Here is a 23,058-nt window from a genome sequence, read left to right on the forward strand (position 1 = left end):
CTGCCATGGCAGGCGACAGGGCTGGGCGCCGGGATCTTGGCAGCGCTAATCACTCCATCGCATGGCGGTGATGAAACTCGAGCTCGCTGGCGGATTCACCGGCGCGGTTGATCCGCAGTTGAATGCGGTAGCCACCCTCCTCCGGGAAGCTGAAGAAGTTGCCGTAGGTGATCGTATCGGCGATCTGCATCGGCTCGAGAGACCGGTAGGCCCCGGCATGCCCCTCATGCCGTATTCGCGCAGCCACCTCGGCATCCTCGATCCGCTGGCCGGTCTCCTGATCGACCACGGTGACGACAAGATGCTGCTCACGGGTCATGACACCCTCGCGTCCCTGATGAATGATCCGTTGCTCCTGGATCATCTCCGCCGGCAGGATTCCGATATAGATGTTCATGCCATCCACCGAGCGGGAGTGACCCTCCTCCTCGGCAAGCAGCGGCCCGACGGCCCATGACACCAGCAGGGCCACCAACAGCAATGATTTTTTCAGATGACTCATGATCGTCTCTCCATTCAAAGGGTGAAGCACCACGTCTACTTCTTCCTTCCTCCTCCTTTCGGCGACTGATGACAGCTCCATGGCTCCTGCTTGGCATTGTCCTTCACGTTCTGGTCGACAAAGCGGTAATGACTCTCCTTGAAGCGTGTCCACCAGCCATGACTGACTTCGATGCCATGCTTCTCCAGAATCTCCTCGATGCAATCGATACAAATTCGTGATGCATCATAAGAAAATCCCAACCTTCGACTTTTTTCATCAAACGCTACGCTGTCCAGCCCATAGAGTTGATCAATCTCTGCTATGGCAGTCTGAATCGTCTCCTGCTCAGTGGGCTCCAGCTTCAGCTTACGGTTGACCAGATTGGTCTCGGATACGCCGAGACGGTGTTCACTGTTACTCATAATGCATCCACCCTTTCATGCCGGCTGTAAGGAAAATGCTGATAGGTTCGGCATCAGCCGATTGATAACTCTTCCCGAGAGCGGGGCGTACTAGCGGATTGCTCGTCACCTGGGAAGATCGTCCTGGAGCGGACGGTGTCAGATACGCAGTCGCGCCGTCGCGAGGTAAACAGCAGGAGGGGATGGCGGCAAAAGACTGGAGGCCAGCGCCACGCCCGCCAGCAGCATCGGCAGGGTCAGCGCCATGCCCATGGTCACCCAGCCGAAGGCGATGAAGCCGATATGGGGGTCGGGCAGGCGCACGAACTCCACGGCGAAGCGGAAGACCCCGTAGAGCAGCAGGAAGAGCCCCGAGATCAACCCGGTGCGGCGCGGCCCACGCGACAGCCACCAGAGCACCGCGAAGAGCACCACCCCCTCCAGGGCGAACTCGTAGAGCGCCGTGGGGTGGCGCGGCTCCGGCCCCATGTGCGGGAAGGGCATCGCCCAGGGCAGCTCGCTGACCCGACCCGGCAGCTCGTGATTGATGAAGTTGCCGATGCGTCCGGCGCCGATGCCGATCGGCACCAGCGGGGCGATGAAATCGGTCAGTTGGAAGAAGCCGAGCCGCTTCCTGCGCGCGAACAGCAGGGCCGCGACCAGCACCCCGACCAGGCCGCCATGGAAGCTCATGCCCCCTTCCCAGAGCCGCAGCAGCCAGAGCGGGTCGGCGAGCCACTGCTCGCTGCCATAGAAGAGCGCATAGCCCAGTCGGCCGCCGAGCACCACGCCGACGGCGCCGTAGAAGATCAGGTCGCCGATGTCGTCGTGGCTCAGACCCAGGCGATGCGCGCGCAGACGCCCCAGCCACCAGGCGGCGACGATCGACCACGTACATCAGGCCGTACCAGTGAATCGCGAACGGCCCGAGGCTGATGGCCACCGGATCGATATTGGGGTACTGCATCATCTCGTTTCCTTCGCCGTAGAGGGCATGCGTAGGCGGCGCAGGGCGAGGGGTATCCCCCCCTCCCCGCGCGAGCCGTCTTACAGCGTCGACCAGTCGCGCCCGCCGTTGTCGCTGAGTAGCAGCCGACCCTCGTCGTCCGCCGCCACCAGGCGTTCGGGATCGGCGGGATCCACCGCCAGGTGCAGCAGATAGCGCTCGCCCCAGTCCCGACTCACGGCCTCCCAGTCGCGACTGGCCTCCTCGGCCGTCATCAATCCCACTCCCAGCATGAAGGCGTGAAGCCGTCCATCCTGGGCCACCACCAGGCTGACGGGCCGGCGCTCGGAGTGAACCGGCCGCCAGCGCTGTCCCCCATCCGGGCTCAGCAACAGTCCGTCCTGGGTGGCGGCATAGAGATACTCGGCATCTCGGCTCGAGGCCGCCAGGGCGATCAGGCCGTCCGGGGCCCGCCCCTGGATCTCCCAGCGATGGCCCCCGTCCCAACTCGCCTGAAGCTGGCCGGCGAAGGCGCCGTAGAGCACGTCGGGGTCGGCTTCGCTGACGGTCAACTGATGGAAATCCACCGGGCCATCGACGCCGGGCGACCGCTGCTCCCAGCGCTTGCCGCCATCGGTGGAGACCTTCACGCCGAGATTGCCGCCCCGTGCCGGATGACCGCTGGCGAAGAAGATTTCGGCATCGGCAGGGTGCGGCGTGAACCCCATGAAGTCATGGCGCTCCTCCGAGATTCGGCGCGCCAGCCCATCGGCACCAAGGGCGTAGAAGCCGTGGTGGGTGGCCAGCAATATCCGCTCGCTGTCGGCACGGTCGAAGGCCAGTCCGTGAATATGGGTCTGCTGGCGCAGCTGCTCCGGGCTGACACCCTCCGGCTCGCCGGAGCAGCCCGCCAGCAGCAGGGTCGCCACCGCGGTGAGCGGCAGTAGGATGCTTGGGAAATAGCGCATCACATCACTCTCTCTTGATATTGAACAAGGCCAGGGCCATCCGGCGGCCCCGGCATCGGAGGGGTCGCGGGCGACCTCAACTCACGCGGATGGTTGCCATCATGCCCAACTCCTCATGCTCGATGATGTGGCAGTGGAACAGCCAGTCGCCGGGCTCGCGGAACACCATGCGGAGTCTCAGGCGCTGGTAGGGCGCCAGATTGATGGTGTCCTTCCAGGCCAGCCATGGGGCATCGCGCCACGCATCGTCGGCGTCCCGGATGGCGATCACCTGGAAGTGGGTGCCGTGGACATGGAAGGGGTGATCCATATGAGAGTTGTTGAAGACCTCCCACTCCTCCACCTCGCCGGTCCTGCCCTCGAAGAGGATCTCGTCCATGGCGAAGGCGCGGCCGTTGATCAGGAAATCCACCTCCGGGCGGGCCGCCTCGGCGTCCCCGTGATGATCGGCCCCATGGCCCGCATGGCCGGCACCCTGCCCATGGGTACCGTGATGACTGCCGTTGCCGCCGCCGTGAGCGGCATGGGGATCACCGTGCTCGGCCTCGTGATCGTCATGATCCATCACCTCGGTGAACTCCACCCGACGTCGCACATCCGGTTCGCCCAGGGGCTCGATGCGACCCAGACGCTCCGGCAGGCTGACGGCGGGCTGCCGACCGGCGTTGCGGGTATGGATCGCCAGCAGAGGGGCGACCTGGTCCAGATGGGGCGGCCTGGCGCCCATCCAGCCCCGCTCGTAGGGGTGGCTGGCCAGCAGGAAGCGCCCTTCGGCCTGCTCGCTGACGCGCACCAGCAGGTCGGCACGCTCCCCCGGGGTGAGCAGCAGCTCCTCCAAGGGCTGCGGACGCTCGATCAGGCCGCCGTCGGTACCGATCAGGGTCAGTTCGTGCTCGTCCAGGCGAAGACGCAGGTAGCGCCCGGCACAGGCATTGATCAGGCGCAGGCGCAGCGTGGCCCCCGGCGCCACGTCCAGACGCGGCTCACGCTGGCCGTTGACCAGCAGCAGCTCGCCCTCCCGGCCATTCATCCAGTCCTCGGCGGTATGCGGCGCCACCTCACCGTTCGCCCTCAGGCGCAGGTCGCTGACCACCAGCAGGTGCACCTCCACCTCGACGGGCAGCACATCCTGGGGCGGGCGCACCAGCAGGGCTCCGGCCAGGCCGTGAGCCACCTGTCGGGCGGTGCCCTCGTGGGGATGCGGATGGAACCAGTGCAGGCCGGCGCTGCCATCGGGGAAGGTGTAGCGGTACTGGCGCGACTCGCCCGGCGCCACGGCGTCCCAGGGGGCACCATCCTGGGCCTGGGGCACCGGCACGCCGTGCCAGTGCAGGGTGGTCTCCTGCTCCAACTCGTTGATCAGGGTGATGTCCAGCTCGTCGCCCTCGCGCACCTCGATCAGCGGCGCCACCTTGCCGTTGTAGAGCCACAGCCTGGCCTCGAGCTCATCGCTAAGCGGCACCCCATGAGGGGCGGGAGTCAAGGCACTGCGAAAGCGACCCGCCGCTTCGCTCAGGTTGGCGATACGCGGCAGCGGCTGAAGCGGCAGCCCCCCCGGCGGCCGGGCTGCCAGCGCCGCGGGCGGAGAGGAACTGGGATGTTGACGCGACAGGGCATAGCCCATGGTGCCCGCCGTTGACAGCACCAGGGCACCCAGCGCCGAGTAGCCCAGGAATTCGCGACGTTTCATTGCATTGTCCTCGTGACATGAACACTCTCGCCGCGGATCGGTCACCCGCGACGTCATCAGGGGAAGCAGAGGTTCAGCGGCGAGGAGGTCGCTCGAAGGGATCGGGAGGGCCCGCGGGGTCACCCAGGTCGGGCCCGCTCAAGGGAAGAGACGCCGCCACCGCATCGCCGGCCGGCAATGCCGCGGTGGTGCCGCACTGGGCACAGGGTAGGCAGCAGGGAGAGGCCAGCGAAGCATCCGGCTCCTCCACATCCCCTGCATCGGTCATGCCCCAGGGAGCCGCCTCCGCGAAGGCCGCTCGGGTCTCGAGGCAGCCGCTATCCCCATGGTTTCCACCCGCGACCACGGGCGGCGCCAAGGCCAGCACCAGGGCCATCAACAGGTAGATCAGGCAGTGACAGGAGAGTCGACGCATGGGGGGAGCGGTCTTGTCGGGGCAGTGGAAACGAGTATTTCACGCTCCCCGGGAGACCCGCAACCTGAGCCCTGCCCACAGGTTCTTCTATCTTCTATAGGCAACATCAACTCCCCCTGATGCTGCATTGAGCGTGACGCCCCCCTGGTTTAACCTCCAGCGCATCGTGTAGCCGGCCGACAAACAAGAAAAGGGGAGCACGCCATGGGAGTCGAAGCATCCAGCCTGCTGCTGGTGGCCGTGGGAGGGGCGCTGGGCGGGATGGGGCGATTGGCCGTGACCCAACTGTTCGCCCACTGGCTCGGCGTGCGCTTTCCCTGGGGCACCCTGGCGGTCAACCTGACCGGGGCCCTGCTGGCGGGCTGGCTCGCCGCGCGACTGGGCATCCCCACCACCATCGAGTTCTCCTCCGCCTGGCTGGCGCTGGTGGTGGGCCTGCTCGGCGGCTACACCACCGTCTCCTCTTTCAGCCTGCAGACCCTCGGCCTGTGGCAGGGCGGCCATCCACGCCGCTCCCTGGGCAACGTCCTGGCGACCTGCCTGGCGGGCCTGGCGATGGCGAGCCTGGGCTGGTGGCTGGGAGGAAGCAGCCTATGACCCGCTGGTACCCCTATCTGGCCATCGGCCTGGGCAGCGCCCTTGGCAGCGTATTGCGCTACCTGGTGTCGGTGGGCTCGCTGTCGGCCTTCGGCCCGCTGTTCCCCTGGGGCACGCTGATCGTCAACGTCGTCGGCTCCTGGCTGATCGCCTGGCTGGCCACCCTCGGGAGCCGCCATACCCAGGGCCGCGTGGCGCGCTGGCAGCCCTTTCTCGTGGCCGGCTTCTGCGGCGGTTTCACCACCTTCTCGCTGTTCAGCCTCGAGATTCTGTATCTGATCACCATCGAACGGCCATGGCTGGCGCTGCTGTATGGCGGGCTCAGCCTGCCGCTGTGGCTTGCCGCGGCCTGGCATGGACAGAAAGTGGCCCGGGCGAGCGGATGAGCCGCGACGGATGACGGCAGGGGCCCGACGAAGGGCGCAAACACCCTGCAGCGGGCGGTGAATTCGTGCGATACTCCGCCTTTTCCTGCAGTCGCTCCAACACTCGTCGCCACATCAGGGACGCATGCTCATGTCTGAAGGTACGCTTTTCATCATTTCCGCTCCCTCCGGCGCCGGCAAGACCTCCCTGGTGCGTGAGCTGGTCGAAAGCCTCGACGGGATTCAGGTCTCGGTGTCGCACACTACCCGCGCTCGCCGCCAAGGCGAGGTAGATGGCGTCAACTACCACTTCGTCGACGTGGCAACCTTCGAGGCGATGATCGAACGCGGCGAGTTCTTCGAGCATGCCCGGGTGTTCGACAACTACTACGGTACCTCGCGACCGGCGGTGGAGAAGATGCTGGCCGCCGGCCAGGACGTGATCCTGGAGATCGACTGGCAGGGGGCACGCCAGGTGCGTCAGCAGATGCCCGATGCCGTCTCGATTTTCATCCTGCCGCCCTCCCGCGAGGAGCTGGAACGCCGCCTGGCCAGCCGCGGCACCGACGAACACGCCACCATTGCCCGGCGCATGCGCGATGCGGTCAGCGAGATGTCGCATCACGACGAATACGACTACCTGGTGATCAACGACGACTTCACCACCGCCCTGCGCGAGCTGCAGTCGCTGGTCATCAGCCGCCGCCTGACGCTGGCCCGCGTCAAAGAGGGCCACGCCCCGCTGCTGGCGGCGCTGCTATCCTGACCCGAGCGCAAGCAGGCCGACAGCTCTGCGGCGAGCGACGCAAGGGCCTACCCGTGCTTGTCACAGCCGCCGGGCGTCGAGTAACCTAGACTATCCCGCACTATTCTCGGCGTCGTCGGCCGCAGCTGGCGACGCCCTCAGCTTTCAGGAAGACCCACATGGCGCGAGTCACCGTCGAAGATTGTCTCGAAAACGTCGAAAATCGTTTCCAGCTGGTGATGATCTCCACCCAGCGCGCCCGCCAGCTGGCGCGCGGCTCCCGCGATGCCCAGCTGCCGTGGGAGAACGACAAGCCCACCGTGATGGCCCTGCGCGAGATCGCCGCCGGCCTGGTCGACGACAGCGTACTGGATGAGCCCATCGAAGCGCCGGTCAGGATTCGCCACGAAGGCGAGCCGGGTATCGCCCTCGAGGAGTAAGTCAGCATTCGAGGCGCGCTAATGTTCACCATCGACGACCTGGCCGACCGACTCGGCGGCTATCTTCCCCCGGACGAGATCCAGCAGGTCAAGCGCGCCTTCTACTACGCCGAGCAGGCCCACGATGGCCAGCGGCGACGCTCCGGCGAGCCCTACGTCACCCACCCCCTTGCCGTGGCCAATATCCTGGCCAACATGCACATGGACCATCAGAGCCTGATGGCCGCCATGCTGCACGACGTGATCGAGGATACCGGCGTCTCCAAGGAGGCGCTCGGCGAGCAGTTCGGCAAGCCGGTGGCGGAACTGGTCGACGGGGTCTCCAAGCTGACCCAGATCACCTTCGAGGACAAGGCGGTCGCCCAGGCCGAAAACTTCCAGAAGATGGTGCTGGCGATGTCCCGGGACATCCGGGTGATTATCGTCAAGCTCGCCGACCGGCTGCACAACATGCGCACCCTGGGCGCGCTGCGCCCGGAGAAGAAGCGCCGCATCGCCCGCGAGACTCTGGAGATCTACGCCCGTATCGCCAGCCGGCTGGGCATCAACACCATTCGTGTCGAACTCGAAGATCTCTCCTTCCAAGCCCTGCATCCGATGCGCGCCGAACGCATCAAGCGCGCGGTCTCCAGCGCCCGTGGCCATCGCCGCTCGGCGATCCGGCAGGTGCAGAGCACCCTGCAGCAGAGCCTCGACGACGAGGGACTCGCCGGCACCGTGGTGGGGCGCCAGAAGCACCTGCTGTCGATCTACAAGAAGATGCGCGACCAGCGCAAGCCGTTCGCCGAGATCATGGACGTGTTCGGCTTTCGTATCGTCACCGAGGACGTCGACAGCTGCTACCGGATCCTCGGCGTGGTGCATAACCTCTACAAGCCGGTGCCGGGACGCTTCAAGGACTATATCGCCATTCCCAAGGCCAACGGCTACCAGAGCCTGCACACCACCCTGTTCGGCGCCGGCGGCATGCCCATCGAGGTGCAGATCCGTACCCGCGAGATGGAGGCCATGGCCAACAACGGCATCGCCGCCCACTGGCTCTACAAGGCGGGCCAGACCGATCACCCCATCGCCGAGGGCAGCCACGCCCGGGCCCGGGCCTGGGTCAAGGGGCTGCTGGAGATGCAGCGCCATGCCGGGGACTCGCTGGAGTTCATCGAGCACGTCAAGAACGATCTCTTCCCCGACGATATCTACGTCTTCACGCCCCGCGGCGACATCATGGAACTGCCCCAGGGCGCCACGGTGATCGACTTCGCCTACAGCGTGCACACCGATATCGGCAACAGCTGCATCGCCTGTCGCATCGACCGCCACCTGGCCCCGCTCTCCACCCGCCTGGAGAGCGGTCAAACCCTGGAGATCATCACCGCCCCGGGAGCCCGCCCCAACCTGGCCTGGCTCAACTTCGTGGTGACCGCCAAGGCGCGTTCGGCGATTCGTCATGCGCTGAAGCACCAGCAGCACACCGAGGCGGTGCAGCTAGGCCACCGCCTGCTCAACAAGGCACTGGCCGAGTTCGAGACCAGCCTGGAGGAACTGCCCGACGGCCTGCTGCCACGGCTGCTCAAGGAGCTGTCGCTGAAGAACGAGGATGCCCTGCTGGAGTCCATCGGACTCGGCACCCGGGTGGCCTACGTGGTGGCCCGCCGCCTGATCGACCTGCTGCACGGCAGCGGAGACGAGGCCACTCGCCAGGCCGCCCGGTCCCAGGGCCCCATCGTGATCAGCGGCGCGGAGGGCATGGTGATCAAGTTCGCCCGCTGCTGCCATCCGCTGCCCGGCGACCCGGTCATCGGCCACCTCTCGGTGGGCAAAGGCATCGTGGTGCACCGCGACGAGTGCCGTAACCTCGACGAGCTGAAGAGCGACCCGGACAAGCTGTTCCCGCTGGAGTGGTCCGAGGACAATAGCGAGGACTTCCCGGTGGCGCTGCGTCTCGAGATCGAGAGTCGCCGCGGCCTGGTGGCCGAGCTGGCCGGCCTGGTCACCGATGCCGATGCCAATATCGAGCGCATCGGCATCGAAGAGCGCGACGCCCGCCTGGCTATCGTCCACCTGACCCTAGCGGTGCGCAACCGCGTGCACCTGGCGCGCATCATCAAGCGTATTCGCAACCTGTCCCACGTCGGCAAGATCAGTCGCGTCGGCAATTGATTCCCCTCGAGCCCGCCCGCTGTCGCCGGCAGCGGGCGGGCGTATTCATTGACCCTGTAGCGCTAACGCCGCAAGGAGCCATCATGAGCAACAAGGCCGTGATCAACACCGAGAAGGCGCCCGCCGCCATCGGCCCCTACTCCCAGGCCATCAAGGCCGGCAACACCGTCTACCTTTCGGGCCAGATCCCCCTGGATCCGACCACCATGGAGCTCGTCTCCGAGGACATCGAGGCCCAGGCCCGCCAGGTGTTCACCAACCTCCAGGCCGTCTGCGAGGAGGCCGCCGGCTCGCTGGGCGAAATCGTCAAGCTCAACCTCTACCTGGTGGACCTGGACAACTTCGCGGTGGTCAACAAGGTCATGGAGGAGTTCTTCGCCAAGCCCTACCCGGCCCGCGCCGCGGTGGGCGTGAAGGCGCTGCCCAAGGGGGCGCAGTTCGAGGCGGAAGCTGTCATGGTCATCGGCGACTAGGAAGGCGGATTCTGGGGTGTCACGATGAGGCTCTTTCTGGCGCTGGTGCCGCCGCCGGCGCTACGCGAGCGGCTGGGGGAGCTGGCCGATGTCGCCCAGGCCCGCTGCGGCGGGCGGCGCATGCCCGACGAGAGCCTGCACCTGACCCTGGCCTTTCTCGGCGAGGTGGAGGAGGCCAAGACCGGCGAGCTGATCGACTGGGTTAGCGGCCTCGCCGCTCCCCCGGGGCGCTGGCGGCTCGATGCCTGGGGCCATTTCCGCCGACCGGGAATCGTCTGGGTCGGGAGCGAGGCAAAGGATCCGCCGCTGCAGGCCCTGCACCGGCGGCTGTGGGATGATCTGGAAGCTCTCGGGCAGCAGGGGCGGCCCGCGCACTTCGTTCCCCACGTCACCCTGCTGCGGCGCGCCAGGCGATTCGACAGCAAGCGGCTGCCGGACATTCGCCTGGAATGGGCCTATCATCAGATTGAGCTGATTCACTCAATCGTCGATCAGCACGGCGCCCGCTATGCCAGCCTGGCTCGCTCGCGCGGGAGCTGAAACGCTCGCCACCTCGGAGGGAAGGGAATGTCGCCATTGCGCCGCCTGGGTGCTGGACTGCTTACCGGCCTGGCCATGGCGCTCAGCGCCAACGCCCTGGCTAACGCCGAGATCAGCGTGGCGGCGGGCGCCACCAGCGAGTCCACCACGGCACTGCAGGCCGAGATCGCCTGGCCGCTCCCCCTGGCCCGGCTCCATGAACGGCTTGGGCTGCGCCTGGGGACCGGGCTGGTACTCCTGCCCGGGGATGACGGCGACGACAACGCCGCCTGGCTGCTGAGCCCCACACTGCGCTGGACCTTTGCCAGCGAGCGGCGCCCCTTCCTGGAAGCAGGCATCGGCGCGGCGCTGTTTTACCGCACCCGTCTGGAAACCCGCGAGCTGGCCAGCGCCTTCCAGTTCCAGGACCGCCTGGCCCTGGGGCTACCTCTGGGCCAGGGCGAGCTGGCGCTGAGCCTTACCCACTATTCCAACGCCGGGATCAAGGCCCCCAACGACGGCTTCGAGACCCTGACGCTGGGCTACCACCGGCAGCTCAGATAAGGTTCATCGCAGACTGGCGAGAATGGGCCTTGTGGGAGGGAGCTTCAGCTCGCGAAGTAGCGCGCAGCGCTACCCATGGGGCGCCTTCGTCGAACCGCTGGCAGAGTCGAGGCGTCGAACCGCGGCCTCCCACCTTAATGCTTGCCAAGCGTGTTCACGCTACAGTGCAAAGAACCAGAAATACCCGCCAGCGCCATCACACCGGCTCCGGCAAGAAGCCGCCCAGCTGCATCACCTGGGCGTAGCCGTCGCGGTAGCTGGGGTAGCGGAAGGCGTAGCCGGTGGCCAGCAGCCGGCCGTTGTCGCAGCGCTTGCTGGCGCGCTTGCGCAGCGGCGCCTGGATCACCTCGGTGGGCTCCACCTTGAGCAGCTTGGCCATCCAGGCCATTACCTCATAGAGCGGTGCCGGGTCGCAGTCGCTGGCCAGGTAAAGATCGTCCAGCGGCTTGCCCGCCTCGCTCATGGCGATCAGGTGGGCCAACACCCCGGCGCAGTCGTCGCGGTGAATGCGGTTGGAGTACATGGGCGGCGCCTTGGGCGCGATGCGTCCCTCGAGCACCTGGTGGATCAGCCGGTCGCGGCCCGGGCCGTAGATGCCCGAGAAGCGCACCACGCTGCCGGCCAGCGGGCTGTCGTGCAGGGCCTGCTCGGCCTCACGCATCAGCACGCCCGAGAAGCCGGCGGACTCAGCCGGACTCTGCTCGTCGACCCGCTCCCCCTCCTTCTGGCCGTAGACGCTGGTGGAGGAGACGAAAAGGATGCGCTGCGGCGGTTTGTCGCGCCCCTCGTAGGTGCGCAGCACCGCCTTGAGCCCGTCCGGGTAGGCGGCGCGGTAGGCGGCCTCCTCGAAGCGGTCGGCGCTGAGCACATAGACCACGAAGTCGGCATCCGGCAGCGCGGCCAGGGCGGTTTCGTCGTTGAGGTCCAGGGCCAGCGGCTCGATGCCGCTCCCCGCCAGCGCCGCCGCGCTGCGGCGGGCGCCGATGACCCGGTGACCGGCCTCGATCAGTTCGCGGCCAAGCACCATGCCGATATCGCCACAGCCTAGAATAAGCGTCGTATTCTTCACCTTTCTCTCGCCCCCTGATAAAAAGTCCCTATTGGAAAAACCTCATCCATCCTTCGAGAGGATGCCCGCGGGCACCATCATGACTCTAACAGAACTTCGCTACATCGTAACCTTGGCTCAGGAGCGCCACTTCGGCCGCGCCGCCGAGCGCTGCTTCGTGTCCCAGCCCACCCTCTCGGTGGCGGTCAAGAAGCTCGAGGAAGAGCTGGGCGTGGCGCTGTTCGAGCGCTCCAAGTCCACCGTCCAGGTCACCCCGCTGGGCGAGAAGATCGTCGAGCAGGCCCAGCGCGTGCTGGAACAGAGCAGCGTGATCAAGGAGCTGGCCAACGCCGGCAAGGACCAGCTGGCCAGCCCCCTGCGCATCGGCGCCATCTACACCATCGGCCCCTACCTGTTCCCCCATCTGGTCCCCGAGCTCGCGCGCAGTGCCCCGCAGATGTCGCTCTACATCGAAGAGGGCTTCACCGCCAACCTGCGCCGCAAGCTGAGAAGCGGCGAGCTCGACGCCATCATCATTGCCTTGCCCTTCACCGAGACCGACGTGGTCACCAAGCCGCTCTACGACGAAGCCTTCGAGGTGCTGATCCCCGCCGACCACGCCTGGGCTCAGCGGGCCACCATCGACAAGGAGGACCTGCTGGACGAACGCCTGCTGCTGCTCGGCGAAGGACACTGTTTCCGCGACCAGATCCTCGAGGCCTGCCCGGCGATCAGCCACAAGCTCAACAGTCCTCATAACACCCTCACCGCCGAGGGCGGGTCGCTGGAGACCATTCGTCATATGGTGGCCTCCAAGCTGGGCATCACCGTGCTGCCGCGCTCGGCCATCGGCACCGGCCACTACGAGAGCGGCCTGCTGGTCAGCCTTCCCTTCAGCGAACCGGCGCCATCGCGCACCGTGGCCATCGCCTGGCGTGCCAGCTTCCCGCGCCCCAAGGCCATCGATACCCTCACCGCGGCCATCGCCCGGTGCCACGAGGCGCTGCCCGAGCCGGCATGAGCGCCGATCGCTCTGCGCTCGACGCGCCGGTTACCGACCTCAAGGGCGTCGGCGAGGCGCTGGCCACCAAGCTGGCGCGCCTGCGTGTGGAAAGCGTGGCCGACCTGCTGTTCCATCTGCCGCTGCGCTATCAGGACCGCACTCGCATCACGCCCATCGGTACCCTGCGGGCCGGCCACGAGGCGGTGGTGGAGGGCGAGGTAACGGCCAGCGACGTGGTGCGCGGCCGCCGCCGCAGCCTACTGGTGCGGCTACGGGACGGCTCGGGCATCCTCAGCCTGCGTTTCTTCCACTTCTCGCCGGCCCAGCAGCAGCAGTTCCGCCCCGGCGCCCGGGTGCGCGCCTTCGGCGAGGCCCGCGCCGGGGCCACCGGCCTGGAGCTCTACCACCCCGAGTACCGCCTGCTCAGCGCCGAGGCGCCGCCGGTCGAGGAGCACCTGACGCCCATCTACCCCACCACCGAGGGGCTCCACCAGACCCGCCTGCGCTCACTGATCGACCAGGCCCTGGCGCGCCTCGAGGCCCATCCCGAGGCGCTTCCCGACTGGCTCACCGCCGACCTGCGCGGCCGCTTCCGGCTCCCCGAGCTGCATCACTGCCTGCTAGTGCTGCACCACCCCCCGCCGGAGGTCGACCCCGAGACCCTGGCCGGCGGCCGCCACCCGGCCACCCGGCGCCTGGCCCTGGAGGAGCTGCTGGCTCATCGCCTCAGCCTGCAGGCGGTGCGCCTGAAGATCCAGGAGGATGGCGCCCCCGCCCTGCCCTCAGGGCGCAGCCTGCAGGCGCGCTTTCTCACCCAGCTGCCCTTCTCGCTGACCGGCGCCCAGCGCCGGGTGCTGGACGAGATCGGCGCCGACCTGGCCCGGGAGGTACCCATGCTGCGCCTGGTGCAGGGCGACGTGGGCTCCGGCAAGACGGTGGTGGCCGCCATGGCGGCGCTGGCCGCCATCGCCGGCGACTGCCAGGCGGCGATGATGGCCCCCACCGAGCTGCTGGCCGAGCAACACTATCGCGCCTTTCGCGCCTGGTTCGAACCGCTCGGCATCGAGGTGGGCTGGCTCTCTGGCAAGCTCAAGGGCAAGGCGCGCCTGGACACCAAGGCGGCGATCCAGGACGGCCGCATCCGCATGGTGGTGGGCACCCATGCGCTCTTCCAGGGCGACGTGCACTTCGAGCGCCTGGGCCTGGCCATCGTCGACGAACAGCACCGCTTCGGGGTGCACCAGCGCCTGGCACTGCGTGAGAAGGGCGAGGCCGGCGGCCTGACGCCCCACCAGCTGGTGATGACCGCCACGCCGATTCCCCGCACCCTGGCGATGAGCGCCTATGCCGACCTGGACGTCTCGGTGATCGACGAGCTGCCCCCCGGCCGCACCCCGGTGAAGACGGTAGCGCTGCCCGACGAGCGGCGCCCCGAGGTGGTCGAGCGCATTCGCCACGCCTGCGCCGAGGGGCGCCAGGCCTACTGGGTCTGCACCCTGATCGAGGAGTCCGAGGCGCTGGAGTGCCAGGCCGCCGAGGCCACTCGGGACGAGCTCACCGAGGCGCTGCCGGAACTGGCCATCGGCCTGGTCCACGGGCGCATGAAGGCCGCCGAGAAGGCCGAGACGATGGACGCCTTCAAGGCCGGCGAGCTGGACCTGCTGGTGGCCACCACGGTGATCGAGGTGGGCGTCGACGTGCCCAACGCCAGCCTGATGATCATCGAGAACCCCGAGCGGCTAGGGCTCTCCCAGCTGCACCAGCTGCGCGGCCGGGTCGGCCGCGGCGCCACCGAGAGCTTCTGCGTGCTGCTCTATCATCCGCCGCTGTCGGCCCACTCCAAGGAACGCCTGGCGGTGATGCGCGAGACCACCGACGGCTTTCGCATCGCCGAGAAGGACCTGGAGCTGCGCGGCCCCGGCGAGGTGCTGGGCACCCGCCAGACGGGCCTGGCCCAGATGAAGATCGCCGACCTGGAGCGCGACGCCGACCTGCTGGAGCGCGTCGCCCCCCTGGCCGAGGCGCTGCTAGCCAGCCACCCCGAGGCCAGCCGGCCGCTGATCCGCCGCTGGCTGGGGGAGGAGGCTGGGCGCTACGGGCAAGTCTGATCCCCCGGCGGCGCGTGTTGCCATTGTTAGAACACGAAGCGGCTACCATTGAAACACGGTCCTTTCGATACTCAGGGGTGTCCCCACACCAACAAGGACAACCCCATGGACATGAAACTGCTGCTGAACTGGCGCCTGCACCTGACGGTGATCCTGGCGTCGCTGTTCGCCGAGTGGATCGGCATCCTGCGCATTCCTCTAGGGCCCGGCACCCTGCTGCTGCTGCCGCTGTTCTACGCCTTCATCATCGGGGTGCTGCTCAACCCCCACCTGTTCAAGCGAATGGAGCGGGTCATCCCCAAGCGGGTGAGCGACGCCGCCAGCCCGCTGATCCTGATCGCCGTGCTGCCCTTCATCGCCAAGTTCGGCTCCACCATCGGCCCGGCCATCGAGCAGATCATCGCCGCCGGTCCGGCGCTGGTGCTCCAGGAGCTGGGCAACCTCGGCACCATGCTGCTGGCCCTGCCGTTCGCGGTGCTGGTGCTGCGCATGCGCCGCGAGGCCATCGGCGCCACCTACTCCATCGCCCGCGAGCCCAATATCGCCATCATTTCCGACAGATACGGCCTGAAGAGCCCCGAGGGGGTCGGCATCATGGGCGTCTACGTGGTCGGCACCATGTTCGGCACCCTCTACTTCGCCCTGATGGCGGGCTTCATTGCCTCCCTGGACATCATCGACGTGCGCGCCCTGGCCATGGCCTGCGGGGTGGGCAGCGGTAGCATGGTGGCCGCCTGCTCCGGCGCCCTGGCCGAGGCCGTGCCCCACATGCGCGAGGAGCTGCTGGCCTTCTCCGGCGCCAGCAACCTGCTGACCTACGCCACCGGACTCTATGTCTCGCTGTTCATCGCACTCCCCGTGGCCGAATGGCTCTACAAGCGCCTGGCCGGCGATACCCTGAAGGAGGCCCGCAATGAAATCCACTGATACCACCGCACCCTTCGACGCCGAGGCCCTCCAGGAGCTGCGCCCGGAGAATCAGCTCGGCAAGACCGCCCTGCTGCTGGCCGCCGTGTGCCTGGCGGCGTGGATCGCCAACGTGGTCAACGGCGCCCCGCTGCATCAGGCGCTGCCGGGCATGGTGATTCTCTATGTCATGGTGATGATCGGGCTGGGCATCGCCCGGGTCGTGCCCTTCTATCTGCCCAGCGTGGCCTGGGTCTCGCTGGTCAGTATCCTGATGACCCTGCCGTTCTTCCCCGGCAACGCCTGGATCGTCGAGCGGCTCTCCCACGTCGACTTCCTGGCCGTGGTCACCCCGGTGCTGGCCTATGCCGGTTTGGCGCTCACCGGCCGCGAGTTCACCATGTTCAAGCAGACCGGCTGGAAACTGGTGATCGTCTCGCTGCTGGTGTTCACCGGCACCTTCGTCTCCTCGGCCTTCATCGCCCACCTGATTCTCTAAGGAGCCTGCCCATGGACGACAGCCTGCAGCCCTCGGCAGACCAGCTCCGGGCCTGGCGGCACGACTTCCATCGCCACCCGGAGACGGCCTTCGAGGAATTTCGCACCGCCGAGCGCGTCGCCGGCCTGCTCCAGGAGTGGGGCCTGGCAGTCACCACCGGCGTTGCCGGCACCGGGGTGGTGGGCGTGCTCGAGGGCCGGCGCGGCACCGGTCCGAGCATCGGCCTGCGCGCCGACATGGACGCCCTGCACGTCAGCGAGGAGAACGACTTCGCCCACGCCTCCGCGACCCCGGGCAAGATGCACGCCTGCGGCCACGACGGCCACACCACCCTGCTGCTGGGCGCCGCTCGGGCGCTGTCCCGGGACCCTGATTTCCGCGGCCGGGTGGTGTTCATCTTCCAGCCGGCGGAAGAGAACGAAGGGGGTGGCCGCGCCATGATCGAGGCCGGCCTGTTCGAGCGCTTTCCCATGGAGGCCGTCTACGGCCTCCATAACTGGCCGGGGCTGCCGGTAGGCGAGGCCGCCGTCCATGACGGCCCGGTGATGGCCGCCTTCGACATCTTCTCGCTGACCCTCAGCGGCAAGGGCTGCCACGCCGCCATGCCGCACCTGGGCACGGACACCCTGCTGGCCAGCTGCCAGATGATCACCCAGCTGCAGGCGCTGATCAGCCGCGAGATACCGGCCCACCAGCCGGCGGTGCTCAGCGTCACCAGCCTGCATGCCGGCGACACCTACAACGTGATCCCCGAGAAGGTCGAGCTGCGCGGCACCCTGCGCTGCTTCGACATGGCCCTCAAGGAGCAGCTGGAGGCGCGGTTTCGCCAGGCCGTCGACAGCCTGGCGGAGTTCCACGGCCTGCGCGCCAACCTGGACTACCGCCGCCAGTACCCGGCAACGCTCAACCATCCGGACCACGCCCGGCGCTGCGCCGAGGCGCTCGCCGATACCCCCGGGATTACCCGGGTGCACCGCGACCTGCCGCCCAGCATGGCCTCGGAGGACTTCGCCTTCCTGCTCCAGGAGTGCCCGGGGGCCTATATCTGGCTGGGCAACGGCGTCGACTCGGCCACGCTGCACAATCCCCGCTACGACTTCAACGACGCCCTGCTGCCGATCGGCACTCGCTACTGGGTCACCCTGGTCCAGTCGCTGACGCGCTGATCCCGCCGCACGGCCTTGGTACGCCCTCTCCCGCCAACCGGCGGGAGGGTGCCCCGTGCCCCGACAAGGAGCCACACCATGACGCTTTCTCTCACCGTGATCGGACTCGGCCAGATGGGCGGCGCCATGGCGCTGACCCTGAAGCGAGCCGGCTTCGCCGTCACCGGCAGCGACATCAGCGCCGCTTCCCGGGACCGGCTGGCCGCCGAGGGCCTGACTACCGTCGCCCTGGAAGCCATCGGCGACAGCGACGTCTACTTGCTCTCGCTGCCCACCTCGGCCCAGGTGCGCGAGGTGATCGAGACCTCCCCGCGCCTGCTCGACCTGGCCCCCCCGGGCAGCGTGATCGTCGACACCTCCACCTCCGACCCCGCCGTCAGCCGCGCGCTGGCCGCCCAGGTCAGCGAGGCGGGGCTCGAATGGCTGGACGCCCCGGTCAGCGGCGGTCCCCGCGGGGCCGCCAGCGGCAGCCTGGGCATGCTGCTCGGCGGCAGCGAGGCCACCGTGGCGCGCCTGACCCCGCTGCTAGAGGCGCTGTCGGCCCGCTTCACCCATGTGGGCGGCCCCGGCTGCGGCCACACCGTCAAACTGGCCAACAACTACCTGTGCGCCGCCCACCTGATCACCACCGCCGAGGCGGTGGCCCTGGCGGCCCGGGGCGGCGTCGACCCCGAGGCCTGTCTGGCCGGACTCAACAGCGGCTCCGGGCGCAGCGCGGTCAGCGAGGTGAACTTTCCCCAGTGGGTGCTCAGCGAACGCTTCGACTCCGGCTTCACCATGGGGCTGATGCGCAAGGACCTGGGCCTGGCCCGGGAGGCCGCCGAGCAGCTCGACCTGGCGCTGCCGCTGCTGGACGACGTGACCCGCCTCTGGCAGCAGCGCCATGCGGCGATCGCCGACGACGCCGACTTCAACCGTATCGTCACCCCCCTGCTGCAGACCGCCGCCCGCAAGGAGCCGACCCCATGAATACCCTGGATCAACACGCCCAGGAGCGCCTCGATGCCCTGCTGCGCCACTTCGCGATGGGCAGCCGGGACGCTCCCCTGAGCCACTGGATCGGCGGGCGGGCCCTGGCCGGCGAGGGCGAGCCCGTGACCCTCGCCAACCCGGTGACCGGGGCCACGCTGGTACGCTACGCCGATGCCGGCCCGGCCCGGGTCGAACAGGCGGTCGCCGCCGCGGCGCAGGCCCAGCAGGCATGGATCGCGCTCACCGCCAGCGAGCGCGGTCGGCGCATGCAGGCCGCGCTGAGCGGGCTGGCCGGCCACGAGGAGGCCCTGGCCGAGCTGGAGAGTCTGGTGGCCGGCAAGCCGATCCGCGACTGCCGTGCCGAGGTGGCCAAGGTGCGCGAGATGTTCGAGTACTACGCCGGCTGGTGCGACAAGCAGCACGGCGAGGTGATCCCGGTGCCGACCTCCCATCTCAACTATGTGCGGCCGGTTCCCTACGGCGTGGTGGGCCAGATCACCCCCTGGAACGCCCCGCTGTTCACCTGCGGCTGGCAGCTGGCGCCGGCCATCGCCGCCGGCAACGGCGTGGTGCTCAAGCCCTCCGAGCTGACCCCCTTCTCTTCGGCGGTGCTGGCGCAGCTGCTTGAGCGCGGCGGGCTGCCCAAGGGGCTGATGAACATCGTCAACGGCCTGGGGCCCAGCACCGGGGCAGCGCTCACCGGCCACGACACTATCGCTAAGCTGGTGTTCGTCGGCTCGCCCGAGAGCGGACGACAGATCGCCGAGGCCGGCGCCCGCCGGCTGGTGCCCAGCGTGCTGGAGCTGGGCGGCAAGTCGGCCAACATCGTCTTCGCCGACGCCAACCTCGACGACGCCGTGGCCGGCGCCCAGGCGGCGATCTTCGCCGCCGCCGGCCAGAGCTGTGTGGCCGGCTCCCGGCTGCTGGTGCAGCGCGAGGCGTTCGAAGAAGTGGCCGAGCGGCTGGCCCGCGCCACCGCCGAGATCGCGGTCGGGCTGCCCAGCGACGAGGCGACCCGCATGGGGCCGCTGCAGAACGCCCGCCAGTATGCCCGGGTCACCGCCATGCTCGACGAGGCCCAGGCCGAGGGGGCCCGAATATTGACCGGGGGCGGGAGGCCGAACGGGCTGCCCGAGGCAGCCGCCGGCTATTTCCTGGCGCCCACGGTGCTCGCCGATGTCACCCCCGAGATGCGCATCGCCCGGGAGGAGGTATTCGGCCCGGTGCTGGTGGTCATGCCCTTCGACGACGAGGCCGAGGCGCTGCACCTGGCCAACGCCACTCGCTTCGGTCTCGCCGGCGCCGTCTGGACCCGCGACCCGGCCCGCGCCCACCGCGTGGCCGGCGCCCTGCGCGCCGGGACGGTGTGGATCAACAGCTACAAGGCGATCAGCGTGATGTCGCCCTTCGGCGGCTTCGGCGACAGCGGCTACGGACGCTCCAGTGGCCTGGAAGGGCTGCGCGAGTACACCGTGCCCCAGAGCGTCTGGGTGGAGACCGCGCCCGAGGCCGGGGTGGCCTTCGGCTATGGCAGCGGCGTCGGCTAGCCTTCGATTAGGCGTCGCCTTCGGGCGTCGGGGGCTCGCTGCGAAACGCCTGCATCCAGCTGGCCAGGTGGCGCAGCAGCAGGACGCTGGCCTTGGGCTGCTGACGCCCCACCCGGGTGACCATGTGCGCCTGGGAGCGCTGAAACAGCGGGTCGTCCACCGGGCGCGCCACCAGCCGGCCCTCGGCCAGGTCGCGGGCCACGGCGAACACCGGCAGCAGGGTGATGCCCATGCCGCTGACCACGTACTGGGCGAGAATCGCCATGGAGTTGGTGTTCATGGCCATGCGCGGGCTCAGGCGCGCCTGCTGGAAGGCCTGGTCGACCATCTGACGCACCCCGTGACTGGGATCCCACATCGCCATCGGCTGCTCGCTGAGCTGCGCCAGGGTCAGCGGTGCACTCAGCGCCGCCAGGGGGTGGTCGGGAGGCAGGATCGCCATCAGCGGCTGGGGGCTGGAGGTCCAGAAGCGCAGCTGATGGTGGGTCCGCTCGTGAAACATCAGGCCGATATGGGCGCGATCCTCGATGATCGCCTCGATGATGCCGGTGGTTCCGGCCAGCTGGATATCCAGCTGGATGCCGGTGTAGCGCTCGGTGAACTCGCGCAGCGGGGTGGCGATCAGGTCGCCGACGAAGCCCTCCCCGGCCACCAGCGACACCGTGCCGGTCTCCAGCCGCTGATAGGCCTCCAGCGAGGCGATGAAGCTCTCGTCCAGGGCCCCGCGCCGCTCGCAGTACTCGAGCAGCATCTCGCCCACCGGGGTGGGGCGAATGCCGCTGCGGCTTCGCTCCAGCAGGGTCGCCCCCAGGGCATCCTCGAGCAGACCGATCTGCCGGCTGACGGCGGAGGGGGCGATATCGAGGCGCGCCGCGGCACGACGCACCGAGCCCGACTCCAGGGTCAAGCGGAAATAGACCAGTCGCTGATGGGGGATATCCACGCGCGTGCCCGATGAGGGTGGGAGAAGGGCGGTGCGGGCAATGCCCGCGGCGTCACAGGTGCCGGAGCAGCTTCTGCAGCTTCTGCAGGTCGCCGGAGTCGCCCACTAGGCGCACGCTGCCGGCCATCATGCCGTCGAGAAAGGCCTGCTGGGTAGGCTTGCGCAGCACCTTGAGCGCCGTCGCCGAGTCTTCGAAGCGCAGCTCCAGGTCGAGGTCCACCGGCAGTCCGGCCCGGCTCTCGATACCGCTGGGCGACATGCGGTAGTGCCTGGCGATACGCAGGTCCTCGGTGGCGATGCCCCAGTCGAGGTGGCGCAGCTCGCTCAGGGTATCGCGAAATCGCGGCTTGCGCCGCAGGGCACGCTTGAGCAGCACACCCAGCACCCACAGCATCAGTCGCAGTTTCATGTCGAGTCCGCGTCGAACGAGAAGAGGGGGGGAGGCATCGCGGCCCGCCTCATCAGACGCGGGCCGCACCAGGTTACTGACGGCGTTGGTCTCAGCCCTTGCCAACGGCATCCTTGAGCCCCTTGCCGGGCTTGAAGGCCACCGTCTTGCTGGCGGGAATGGCCAGCGGCTGACCGGTCTGCGGGTTCTTGCCGGTACGGGCCGCCCGCTCACGCACGGTGAAGGTCCCGAAACCGATCAGCGACACGTCCTGGCCCTGCGCCACGCTGCCGGTGATCTCGTCGAGAATCACGTTGAGCACCTGACTGGCCTTGTCCTTGGATAGATCCGCACGCTCGGCGATCGCCGCAGCGAGTTCTGGCTTGCGCATAAGCCCTCCTGATATTGGCTGGGGTCCGGCGGTAGGCGCCGGCGGGTATTATTGTTCACATGATCGAGATGAGATGACACATGACACCTGCGTGGCACGACGTCACTAGCCTAGCAACGGCGGTGCGACTCGCGCCAGCTCAACTTTCCGCCGCACGCGGCTGCCTGTCAACGCAAATCCGATCAAACGTTCGTCTTGTGCTTCGGCGTAGGCCACCAGATCGCGCCCCTCGCCCTCGATCCGCCAGCGCGTCGGCGGGCGGGTCGGTGGCAGCGCCACCACCGGCAGCAACGGTGTCTTGACCAGCACCGGCCAGGCGCCGTAGCGCACCTCGGTGGGCTCGCCCGACAGAGTGGCGGCCAGGGCCTTGGCGCTGGCCTGCAGCGGCTGCACGTACATGGCGTTGATGCCGGCGACGCAGGCCGCATCACCCAGGGCATAGATGCCCGGCGTGGAGCTTGCCAGGTAGCGATCGACCCGGATGCCGGCGGCCTCGGTGGCCAGCCCCGCCGACTCGGCCAGCGCGATACGCGGACGCAGGCCGGTGGCCGTCAGCACCAGGTCGGCGCCAAGCCGGCTGCCGTCGTCCAGGGCCACGACCACCTCGTCGCCGGCCACGTCGAGCCCGGCCAGGCCGCGCCCCAGGTGCAGCGCCATGCCCGCCTCGGCGAAGGCCTCGCCCAGGGCGTGCCCCAGCGGCTCGGGGAGCAGCCGGGGCAGCGGGGTGGCCTCCGGCGCCACCAGGCTAACCGCGTGGCCGCCGGCGATGAGATCGTTGGCGAACTCGCAGCCCACCAGGCCGGCGCCGATGATCGCGACCCGCGCCGGACGCCCCAGGGTCTCCAGCACGGCGTGGAAGCGCCGGTAGTCATCCAGGTCGTTGACGCTGAACACCCGCCCGGCCACCGCCTCAGGGACGGAAAAAGGCAGCACGGGCGCCGCCCCGGTGGCCAGTACCAGCTCGCTCCAGGGCACGCGCTCCTCGCCGAGGCACAGCGTGCGCGCCACCGGATCGATAGCCTCCACCCGGGTATGGGTGCGCATCACCAGATTGAGCTGCTCGGCCGCCTCCAGCGCCGAGCGAGCGGCCAGCCGCGCCGGCGGCAACCGCTTGGCGAAGCCGGTGGTAAGCAGCGGCTTGGCGTAGTCGTCGCCGCTGTCGGCGGTGATCAGGGTGATCGGGCGGTCACTGTCCCGCGCGCGCAGCTGGCGCGCCAGGCCCAGTCCCGCCATGCCGGAGCCGACGATCGTCAGGGGGGCGGTCATGGCACTCCTCTCAGGCTGTGGGGGCCGGCGCGCGCCGGTCACCGCCGGGAACCGTGT

Annotated in this window: 25 protein-coding genes and 1 pseudogene; 15 read left to right on the plus strand and 11 right to left on the minus strand. The window is 68.4% G+C overall.

Annotated elements, in window-relative coordinates; genetic code table 11:
* Nucleotides 1-49: 49 nt before the first annotated feature.
* From ACZIYR_RS18845 to ACZIYR_RS18870, 6 genes and pseudogenes are all read right to left on the minus strand, one after another.
* On the minus strand, nt 50-502 hold the full coding sequence (locus ACZIYR_RS18845) for a hypothetical protein (RefSeq protein ID WP_483527718.1): 453 nt from the start codon (nt 500-502) through the stop codon (nt 50-52).
* 35 nt (nt 503-537) lie between these two features.
* A complete protein-coding gene (locus tag ACZIYR_RS18850) occupies nt 538-906 on the minus strand; it encodes a cation transporter (RefSeq protein ID WP_483527719.1) in 369 nt (122 codons plus the stop codon).
* Nucleotides 907-1,044: 138 nt separating this feature from the next.
* Nucleotides 1,045-1,855 (minus strand): annotated as a pseudogene (lgt, locus tag ACZIYR_RS18855) (prolipoprotein diacylglyceryl transferase).
* Between the two features lie 77 nt (nt 1,856-1,932).
* On the minus strand, nt 1,933-2,802 hold the full coding sequence (locus ACZIYR_RS18860; protein WP_483527720.1) for a WD40/YVTN/BNR-like repeat-containing protein: 870 nt from the start codon (nt 2,800-2,802) through the stop codon (nt 1,933-1,935).
* A 73-nt stretch (nt 2,803-2,875) separates the two neighbouring features.
* Nucleotides 2,876-4,489, minus strand: a complete 1,614-nt coding sequence (locus ACZIYR_RS18865) for a multicopper oxidase family protein (protein WP_483527721.1) — start codon at nt 4,487-4,489, stop codon at nt 2,876-2,878.
* Nucleotides 4,490-4,562: 73 nt separating this feature from the next.
* On the minus strand, nt 4,563-4,904 hold the full coding sequence (locus ACZIYR_RS18870; RefSeq protein WP_483527722.1) for a hypothetical protein: 342 nt from the start codon (nt 4,902-4,904) through the stop codon (nt 4,563-4,565).
* A gap of 204 nt (nt 4,905-5,108) precedes the next feature.
* Between ACZIYR_RS18870 and ACZIYR_RS18875 the strand changes: the two genes are divergently transcribed.
* From ACZIYR_RS18875 to ACZIYR_RS18910, 8 genes are all read left to right on the plus strand, one after another.
* A complete protein-coding gene (locus ACZIYR_RS18875) occupies nt 5,109-5,501 on the plus strand; it encodes a fluoride efflux transporter FluC (protein WP_473031850.1) in 393 nt (130 codons plus the stop codon).
* Nucleotides 5,498-5,887 (plus strand): fluoride efflux transporter FluC, encoded by a 390-nt coding sequence (locus tag ACZIYR_RS18880; RefSeq protein ID WP_473031851.1) that lies wholly within the window; start codon nt 5,498-5,500, stop codon nt 5,885-5,887. The genes ACZIYR_RS18875 and ACZIYR_RS18880 overlap by 4 nt, the downstream gene beginning before the upstream one ends.
* A gap of 130 nt (nt 5,888-6,017) precedes the next feature.
* The gene (gene gmk, locus ACZIYR_RS18885; protein WP_473031852.1) at nt 6,018-6,632 is read left to right on the plus strand and encodes a guanylate kinase; all 615 of its coding nucleotides are present in this window, start codon (nt 6,018-6,020) and stop codon (nt 6,630-6,632) included.
* Nucleotides 6,633-6,790: 158 nt separating this feature from the next.
* Nucleotides 6,791-7,051, plus strand: coding sequence for a DNA-directed RNA polymerase subunit omega (rpoZ, locus tag ACZIYR_RS18890; RefSeq protein WP_473031853.1), 261 nt, complete (start codon nt 6,791-6,793; stop codon nt 7,049-7,051).
* 21 nt (nt 7,052-7,072) lie between these two features.
* On the plus strand, nt 7,073-9,208 hold the full coding sequence (locus ACZIYR_RS18895) for a RelA/SpoT family protein (RefSeq protein WP_483527723.1): 2,136 nt from the start codon (nt 7,073-7,075) through the stop codon (nt 9,206-9,208).
* A gap of 83 nt (nt 9,209-9,291) precedes the next feature.
* A complete protein-coding gene (locus ACZIYR_RS18900; RefSeq protein ID WP_483527724.1) occupies nt 9,292-9,681 on the plus strand; it encodes a RidA family protein in 390 nt (129 codons plus the stop codon).
* Between the two features lie 24 nt (nt 9,682-9,705).
* Nucleotides 9,706-10,221 carry an RNA 2',3'-cyclic phosphodiesterase gene (thpR, locus tag ACZIYR_RS18905; RefSeq protein ID WP_483527725.1) on the plus strand — a complete coding sequence of 172 codons (516 nt, stop codon included), beginning with the start codon at nt 9,706-9,708 and terminating at the stop codon, nt 10,219-10,221.
* Between the two features lie 27 nt (nt 10,222-10,248).
* Complete coding sequence (locus ACZIYR_RS18910) at nt 10,249-10,764, plus strand: acyloxyacyl hydrolase (protein ID WP_483527726.1); 516 nt, start codon at nt 10,249-10,251, stop codon at nt 10,762-10,764.
* Nucleotides 10,765-10,960: 196 nt separating this feature from the next.
* On the opposite strand, the gene ACZIYR_RS18915 is transcribed toward ACZIYR_RS18910, so the two are convergent.
* The gene (locus tag ACZIYR_RS18915) at nt 10,961-11,833 is read right to left on the minus strand and encodes an NAD(P)H-binding protein (RefSeq protein WP_473031857.1); all 873 of its coding nucleotides are present in this window, start codon (nt 11,831-11,833) and stop codon (nt 10,961-10,963) included.
* 79 nt (nt 11,834-11,912) lie between these two features.
* Between ACZIYR_RS18915 and ACZIYR_RS18920 the strand changes: the two genes are divergently transcribed.
* From ACZIYR_RS18920 to ACZIYR_RS18950, 7 genes are all read left to right on the plus strand, one after another.
* Nucleotides 11,913-12,833, plus strand: coding sequence for a hydrogen peroxide-inducible genes activator (locus ACZIYR_RS18920; protein WP_473031858.1), 921 nt, complete (start codon nt 11,913-11,915; stop codon nt 12,831-12,833).
* Complete coding sequence (gene recG / locus ACZIYR_RS18925) at nt 12,830-14,923, plus strand: ATP-dependent DNA helicase RecG (protein WP_483527727.1); 2,094 nt, start codon at nt 12,830-12,832, stop codon at nt 14,921-14,923. Before ACZIYR_RS18920 ends, recG begins: the two co-directional genes overlap by 4 nt.
* 105 nt (nt 14,924-15,028) lie before the next feature.
* A complete protein-coding gene (locus ACZIYR_RS18930; protein WP_473031859.1) occupies nt 15,029-15,850 on the plus strand; it encodes a DUF3100 domain-containing protein in 822 nt (273 codons plus the stop codon).
* Nucleotides 15,837-16,328: a hypothetical protein gene (locus ACZIYR_RS18935; RefSeq protein ID WP_473031860.1), complete on the plus strand. Its 492-nt coding sequence runs from the start codon at nt 15,837-15,839 to the stop codon at nt 16,326-16,328. The genes ACZIYR_RS18930 and ACZIYR_RS18935 overlap by 14 nt, the downstream gene beginning before the upstream one ends.
* A gap of 11 nt (nt 16,329-16,339) precedes the next feature.
* Nucleotides 16,340-17,494, plus strand: a complete 1,155-nt coding sequence (locus tag ACZIYR_RS18940) for a M20 aminoacylase family protein (RefSeq protein WP_483527728.1) — start codon at nt 16,340-16,342, stop codon at nt 17,492-17,494.
* A gap of 78 nt (nt 17,495-17,572) precedes the next feature.
* Nucleotides 17,573-18,463 (plus strand): NAD(P)-dependent oxidoreductase, encoded by an 891-nt coding sequence (locus ACZIYR_RS18945; RefSeq protein WP_483527729.1) that lies wholly within the window; start codon nt 17,573-17,575, stop codon nt 18,461-18,463.
* Nucleotides 18,460-20,013: an aldehyde dehydrogenase family protein gene (locus ACZIYR_RS18950; RefSeq protein WP_483527730.1), complete on the plus strand. Its 1,554-nt coding sequence runs from the start codon at nt 18,460-18,462 to the stop codon at nt 20,011-20,013. Before ACZIYR_RS18945 ends, ACZIYR_RS18950 begins: the two co-directional genes overlap by 4 nt.
* A 7-nt stretch (nt 20,014-20,020) precedes the next feature.
* Here the strand turns inward: ACZIYR_RS18950 and ACZIYR_RS18955 are convergent, their stop codons facing one another.
* The 4 genes from ACZIYR_RS18955 to ACZIYR_RS18970 form a co-directional block, all read right to left on the minus strand.
* Complete coding sequence (locus ACZIYR_RS18955) at nt 20,021-20,956, minus strand: LysR family transcriptional regulator (protein WP_483527731.1); 936 nt, start codon at nt 20,954-20,956, stop codon at nt 20,021-20,023.
* 52 nt (nt 20,957-21,008) lie between these two features.
* Nucleotides 21,009-21,365, minus strand: a complete 357-nt coding sequence (locus ACZIYR_RS18960; RefSeq protein ID WP_473031864.1) for a hypothetical protein — start codon at nt 21,363-21,365, stop codon at nt 21,009-21,011.
* Between the two features lie 91 nt (nt 21,366-21,456).
* On the minus strand, nt 21,457-21,750 hold the full coding sequence (locus ACZIYR_RS18965) for an HU family DNA-binding protein (protein WP_473034949.1): 294 nt from the start codon (nt 21,748-21,750) through the stop codon (nt 21,457-21,459).
* Nucleotides 21,751-21,840: 90 nt separating this feature from the next.
* On the minus strand, nt 21,841-23,001 hold the full coding sequence (locus ACZIYR_RS18970; RefSeq protein WP_483527732.1) for an FAD-dependent oxidoreductase: 1,161 nt from the start codon (nt 22,999-23,001) through the stop codon (nt 21,841-21,843).
* Nucleotides 23,002-23,058 lie beyond the last annotated feature (57 nt).

This window comes from Billgrantia sp. NRB1 (genome assembly GCF_056921725.1).